Source organism: Homoserinimonas sp. (assembly GCF_056262345.1).
In genome coordinates this window covers 1-4710 of sequence record NZ_JBACFR010000204.1, presented here as the reverse complement: position 1 = coordinate 4710, position 4710 = coordinate 1, and the positions used below count along the sequence as shown (strand labels likewise).

General features: G+C 65.0%; 6 protein-coding genes. 3 read left to right on the top strand and 3 right to left on the bottom strand.

Translation table 11 applies throughout. The annotated features are described in order from the left end of the window. Both AC062T_RS09815 and AC062T_RS09810 read left to right on the top strand, forming a co-directional pair. The coding region (locus AC062T_RS09815) for an ATP-binding protein (RefSeq protein ID WP_476029565.1) at nt 1-302 on the top strand (302 nt) is incomplete at its 5' end. Continuing rightward, on the top strand, nt 299-1402 hold the full coding sequence (locus AC062T_RS09810; RefSeq protein WP_476029563.1) for a hypothetical protein: 1104 nt from the start codon (nt 299-301) through the stop codon (nt 1400-1402). The genes AC062T_RS09815 and AC062T_RS09810, both read left to right, overlap by 4 nt. Nucleotides 1403-1689: 287 nt before the next feature. On the opposite strand, the gene AC062T_RS09805 is transcribed toward AC062T_RS09810, so the two are convergent. From AC062T_RS09805 to AC062T_RS09795, 3 genes are all read right to left on the bottom strand, one after another. After that, nucleotides 1690-1950, bottom strand: a complete 261-nt coding sequence (locus AC062T_RS09805) for an acyl-CoA carboxylase epsilon subunit (protein ID WP_476029561.1) — start codon at nt 1948-1950, stop codon at nt 1690-1692. After that, nucleotides 1947-3518 (bottom strand): acyl-CoA carboxylase subunit beta, encoded by a 1572-nt coding sequence (locus AC062T_RS09800; RefSeq protein ID WP_476029567.1) that lies wholly within the window; start codon nt 3516-3518, stop codon nt 1947-1949. Before AC062T_RS09800 ends, AC062T_RS09805 begins: the two co-directional genes overlap by 4 nt. A gap of 108 nt (nt 3519-3626) precedes the next feature. Next, nucleotides 3627-4397, bottom strand: coding sequence for an FkbM family methyltransferase (locus AC062T_RS09795; RefSeq protein WP_476029559.1), 771 nt, complete (start codon nt 4395-4397; stop codon nt 3627-3629). Between the two features lie 71 nt (nt 4398-4468). Here AC062T_RS09795 and AC062T_RS09790 point away from each other — a divergent pair. Next, nucleotides 4469-4710 (top strand): biotin--[acetyl-CoA-carboxylase] ligase (locus tag AC062T_RS09790; RefSeq protein WP_476029557.1); only part of this gene is annotated, 242 nt, incomplete at its 3' end.

Below are 4710 nucleotides of genomic sequence, written 5' to 3'. Positions count from 1 at the left end.
CGGCAGAGGCGCTGTATGCGGCCACGTTGCAGGCCATGGTGAACAGCTTTCACCATGCGGGCGACGAAAGCGTCTCTCGCTGGGTTACCGTGCGCCGGGCGCAGGACGGGATCGTCGTTCAGGTGGGCGACGCCGGGCGCGGGTTCGTCGTCGGCGACATTCCGGCAGAGCGTCTGGGCGTTCGCGTGTCGATCATCGAGCGGATGCAGGGGGTAGGGGGAGTCGCGCGCGTCGACTCCTCGCCCGGTGCCGGCACCGTGGTCACGATCACGTGGCCTGCGCGAGCGGAGGTGTCGCAGTGAACCTCTCCGTGCCTCGCTACGTCGTTATCGCCCTGGGCGCCGTGTTCTCTGGCTACCTGCTCATCCTCGCCGCCTCGTCAATCAACGATGGAACGAGTCCTGGTCGGGTCGGGCTCGCCGGGTTGCTGTTTGCCGGGGCCACCCTTGTCAGCCTTGCCGTGGAGTCGAAACGGGCGCAGTTCTGGATCGGGCTGTGCAATGTGGCTCTCGCGCTGATTCTGCCGATGCTCGTGACCTCCCAGCTGCCGGCGGACTTCGTGCCCGGCAGCAGCTATGCCACCTGGTACGTTGCGGCCGTCGGCACGCTCATGGTCTTCACCTCCGCGCGCGGGTTCCTCCTGCTCTCGTGGGTTGGCATCGGCATCCTCGTTGTGCAGTCGCTTATGTGGGGCGGCTTCGGCGCGCTGGCCCCGCTTGGGGTTTTTGGAAGCGTGCTGTGGGTGGGGGTCTCGCACATGCTGCGCAGCTCTCTGGGCAAGGCCGAGCGCGACGCCCAGGTCTATGTTGCTGCCGAGCGGGAGGCCGCTCAGTGGCAGGCCGCTCAGGATGCTCACCTGCAGGAGCGACGGTTTCGCCTGGAGCAGACGGGGCGGATGGCTCTGCCCATGCTGCGCCACATCGTCGAATCGGACGGCGCATTGACCGAGGGGGAGAGGCGCGAGTGTCTGCTTCTCGAAGCCGGCATCCGTGACGAGATTCGGGGCCGAAGCCTGCTTGACGACGCGGTGCGCGAACAGGTGATGATGGCCAGGCGCAGAGGCGCGACCGTCAACCTTCTCGACGAGGGCGGCATCGATGATCTGCCCGCAGGCGATGCTGCGATCGTGCACTCCCGCATCGCTCACGCCCTGCAGGGGTGCGCGGCCGACACGATCATCGTGAGAACCGTTGCGGCAGGGTCTGAAGTCGCTGTCACCGTAGTGGGGCTCATGGCAAGCGGAGTCAACCTGCTGGGTCATTCCTCGGATGAGAGTGACGAGCCGGAGATCGTGCTGTGGCTCGAGATTCCCCGGGCGGAGGGCAACGACGGGGCAACGGATTCGCCTGGTCGGCTGCCCGTCTCGATCGGCGGCGAAATGGGAGAGGGGCCGGAAGCTTAGCTTCCGGCCCCTCTAGACCCCGAGTCAAAACGATAACCCGAATATCGCCCTGACTCGCCCCCAATTCACTAGCCCGCTTACCCTAGTCGGCTAATGAATCGTGGTGTGACTCTTGGAGTGACACCTAGCACTATCTATGTTGCATTGCGGCAACCATACATGAAAGTCATCATTTCGGGGGACGACCGGGGGACAATTTTGTGAAAATCCCGCTAAGTGGCCCAATTGCTCCGCCAAATCCCCCCGAGTGAGGGGCATTCTCCGGGGTACATTTCGCTCGGATGACCCTAGCGGAGCGGTCGGGACGCGCCCCAGGCTCCCGGGCCAGCCCGAAGTGGCGTTCTCAGAGAACGGGCGCTCCGCATCCATGCGGAGGTCGGGGCGGGGGCGGGGTCGTCGGCGTCTCGGAGTTCATCGACGACGGAACTCACGACCGCAACGACGGCCGCGGCTTCCGTGGCCGTCGGCGAGCCTCCCGTGACCACAATGTCGATCGGCTCAGGTACCTCGGCGAGGTCGGGAACCTCGCCGTACGGGGTGCCCGTCACAGGGGGATGTTCCCATGCTTCTTAGGCGGCATGCTTGCCCGCTTCGTCTTGAGGGTGCGCAGCGCCTTGGTCACGATCACGCGGGTCGCGGCCGGCTCAATGACGCCGTCGAGCTCGCCGCGCTCGGCAGCGAGGAACGGGCTTGCAACGTTGTAGGTGTATTCGTTGGCGAGCCGGGTGCGCACCGCCGCGACATCCTCACCGTTGGCCTCGGCCGTCTTGAGCTCGCTGCGGTAGAGGATGTTCACGGCACCCTGCCCGCCCATAACGGCAATCTCGGCGGTGGGCCATGCGTAGTTGAGGTCCGCCCCCAGCTGCTTCGACCCCATCACGATGTACGCGCCGCCGTAGGCCTTGCGCGTGATCACGGTGACGAGTGGCACGGTGGCCTCGGCGTAGGCGTAGAGCAGCTTGGCGCCACGACGGATGACGCCGGTCCATTCCTGGTCGGTGCCGGGGAGATAGCCGGGAACATCCACGAGGGTCAGAATCGGGATGTTGAAGGCGTCACAGAAGCGAACGAAACGGCTGGCCTTCTCGCCCGCCTCAATGTTGAGGGTGCCCGCCATGGCGCTCGGCTGGTTGGCAATGATGCCGACCGAACGGCCCTCGACACGGCCGAAGCCGATGATGATGTTGGGGGCAAAGAGCGGCTGCACCTCGAGAAAATCCCCGCCATCGACAACGTGCTCGATGATCGTGGTCATGTCGTAGGGCTGGTTGGGGCTGTCGGGAATCACGACGTTGAGCTTGCGGTCTTCGTCGGTGATCTCGAGCTCGACATCCGACGCATAGGCGGGGGAATCGGAGAGATTGTTGTCGGGGAGGAACGAGAGCAGGGCCCGCGCGTAGTCGAGGGCATCGTCTTCGTCGCTTGCGAGGTAGTGCGAGACGCCGGAGACCTTGTTGTGGGTGAGAGCGCCGCCGAGCTCCTCCATGCCCACGTCTTCACCCGTGACGGTCTTGATCACGTCGGGGCCCGTGACAAACATCTGGCTCGTCTTGTCGACCATGATGACAAAGTCGGTAAGCGCGGGGGAGTACACGGCGCCGCCAGCGGCCGGGCCCATGACGATGGAGATCTGCGGGATGACGCCCGATGCCATGGTGTTGCGGCGGAAGATTTCGCCGTATTTGCCGAGCGCGACGACGCCCTCTTGGATGCGAGCTCCGCCGGAATCGAGCATGCCGATGATGGGGATGCCGAGGCGAAGGGCAAGGTCCATGACCTTGATGATCTTCTCTCCAGCGACCTCGCCGAGCGACCCGCCGAAGATTGTGAAGTCCTGCGCATAAACCGCGACCTGGCGGCCGTGAATGGTTCCGGTTCCGGTAACGACGGCGTCGCCGTACGGCCGAGACTTGTCCATGCCGAACGCGTGGGTGCGGTGCCGAACGTACTCGTCGAGTTCGACGAACGATCCGGGGTCGAGAAGCTGTTCGATGCGCTCCCTGGCCGTCTTCTTGCCCTTGGCATGCTGCTTGGCGATGGCGGTTTCGCCGCTCGCGGTCACCGCTTCGTGATAGCGGTTCTTGAGGTCGGCAAGCTTGCCAGCGGTCGTGTACATGTTCGGGGCATCGGCGGCGGCGTCGGTGTTTGCATCGACATGGGCGGCGTTTTCGGCAGTCACGCGCCTCACTTTACCGGCGCACCACCCCCGCCAGAGTGAGGTCTCCTACAAAAGACCGCGGCTAAACGCTGTGTCAGTCGCAAAAAGATAGTTGCGCGTTGCCAGCGTCACTCGCTCGGTGGGGGTCCATCCCGATGCTGACCAGGTGTACATGCGGTACTGGGGCCAGCGGCTGCGCACGTCGTCGGCGAAGTCGTTAGCGCTTCTGCCATAGCGCCCGATGTGGCGATCCTCGATTTCGAGCAACAGGCTGGGGAGGTGGGCCGTGATCGTCGCCTCGGCGCCGTCGAGCACGCTCGGCTCGAACCCCTCCACATCGACCTTGAGAAATGACACGCTGGGGATGCTGTGCTGCTCGCACCAGGCATCCACCGTCTCCATTCGCACCTTCCACGTGCGCTGGCGGGGCGCCTGCGGGGTGAGGGCGCGTTCGGTTCCGGTTGCCACATGGGTGTGCCCATAAATGGGGACCCCAAACTTAACGGGCAACAGCATCGAATGCTCGCCCTGCTCCATTCCGATGGCGGCATGGGCTACGCGAACGTGACGGGCGCCGATCAGGGAGCGCAGCGCTCCGACCATGCGAAACTGCCGCTTCTGGGGCTCGAACGAGTTGACGGAACCGCCAGGCCCCACAAGCGCGGCGAGGGGAACCGTATACATTCCATAGGCCGCGCCGACATCGAAGACAGTGTCGCCGGGGCGCACAACGGCGCTAAGCCCGAGAATCTCTGGCTCCGCCATTCTCAGCCGTGCGGCGAGACGCATGACGCCGTGGGCGGTTCGGGTGCGCAAGGAAACCTCGGGTGAGTTCACGCGCTCATCGTATCCGTCGACTAGCAGCACGGCGCACCCGTCACCGAGGCGCGCAGCATTACTCTGGGCGCATGGCACTGTCTTCTTCTCTGTCGCTCAGCGCCACGCTCGTGTCGCGGCTTGATGTGCTCGAGCAGTGCGCATCGACGAACACCGAACTGGTTGAGCGTGCGGCGCAGGGCTGGCCCCACTTCTCCGCCGTAGTCACTGACGACCAGACCGGCGGCAGGGGCAGGCTCGGGCGCACCTGGGTAGCTCCGCCCGGCCGCACCCTGGCGATCTCCGTTCTTCTCCGACCGGCCTTCTCTGCCGA

Bases quoted from the DNA above. Each gene is read 5' to 3' on its own strand.
- AC062T_RS09800 (WP_476029567.1), bottom strand. From the start codon at position 3,518: ATGTACACGACCGCTGGCAAGCTTGCCGACCTCAAGAACCGCTATCAC.